Source organism: Lelliottia wanjuensis, from assembly GCF_030238365.1.
In the GTDB taxonomy this organism is placed as follows: Bacteria; Pseudomonadota; Gammaproteobacteria; order Enterobacterales; family Enterobacteriaceae; genus Enterobacter; species Enterobacter wanjuensis.
The window spans coordinates 1-582 of sequence record NZ_JASSOT010000036.1 but is presented as its reverse complement, the minus strand read 5'-3'; the positions used below and the strand labels follow the sequence as shown (position 1 = coordinate 582).

Genomic DNA, 582 nt, shown 5'->3' with positions numbered 1-582 from the left:
CATGACTGGGGTGAAGTCGTAACAAGGTAACCGTAGGGGAACCTGCGGTTGGATCACCTCCTTACCTGAAAGAACCTGCCTTTGTAGTGCTCACACAGATTGTCTGATGAAAAATAAGCAGTAAAAATCTCTGCAGGCTTGTAGCTCAGGTGGTTAGAGCGCACCCCTGATAAGGGTGAGGTCGGTGGTTCAAGTCCACTCAGGCCTACCAAATTCGCCTCCGTGCTGCGTTATGGCGATGCTCACATACATAAGTATGCTTCGCATCACCACGCCTTGCCCGGAAACGAATTAGGGTAACAGAGATTCAGTTTTTGCGATGGGGTTATAGCTCAGCTGGGAGAGCGCCTGCCTTGCACGCAGGAGGTCTGCGGTTCGATCCCGCATAGCTCCACCATCCTTTTTACTGCGAAAACACAAGAAAACTTCAGAGTGTACCTGAAAAGGTTCACTGCGAAGTTTTGCTCTTTAAAAATCTGGATCAAGCTGAAAATTGAAACGACACGCTGCGTCTGTTCTCCGTAATAAGAACAGAGTGACGGTGTGTTCGAGTCTCTCAAATTTTCGCAACACGAGATGTTT

At 48.5% G+C, this 582-nt stretch carries 2 tRNA genes and 1 rRNA gene; all 3 read left to right on the top strand.

Going from position 1 to position 582, the window contains the following annotated elements:
* Positions 1-64 (top strand): 16S ribosomal RNA (locus QQF33_RS03455); the annotation flags it as partial.
* 70 nt (positions 65-134) lie between these two features.
* A tRNA-Ile gene (locus tag QQF33_RS03450) sits at positions 135-211 on the top strand.
* Between the two features lie 110 nt (positions 212-321).
* Positions 322-397, top strand: a tRNA-Ala gene (locus tag QQF33_RS03445).
* Positions 398-582 lie beyond the last annotated feature (185 nt).